Raw genomic sequence first — 350 nt, forward strand, 5'->3', positions numbered from 1 at the left:
TCTTCGATGCCGGAGACCTCCGTAAGCACATGGCGTCGTTTTACAGTCATACGGGGCGCCCTTCGATCGATCCAGAGCTGATGATTCGCATGCTGCTAGTCGGATACTGTTTCGGCATCCGCTCCGAACGGCGCCTGTGTGAAGAAGTCCATCTGAATCTGGCGTATCGCTGGTTTTGCCGTCTCGGTCTTGAGGATGCGGTTCCCGATCACTCAACCTTCTCAAAGAATCGCCATGGCCGGTTTCGCGACAGCGATATGCTGCGCCATGTATTCGAATCAGTTTTGCGTCGCTGCATGAGCGAAGGCCTCGTGGGCGGTGAAGGGTTCGCGATCGACGCCAGTGTCATC

General features: G+C 56.3%; 1 protein-coding gene. It reads left to right on the plus strand.

The window, feature by feature from the left end; all coding sequences use genetic code 11:
* Positions 1 to 350, plus strand: a 350-nt coding sequence (locus tag J8I87_RS44275) for a transposase (RefSeq protein WP_209938956.1), incomplete at both ends; no start/stop codon positions are given.

The sequence above is a fragment of the Paraburkholderia sp. LEh10 genome (assembly GCF_017814945.1).
Classification (GTDB): domain Bacteria; phylum Pseudomonadota; class Gammaproteobacteria; order Burkholderiales; family Burkholderiaceae; genus Paraburkholderia.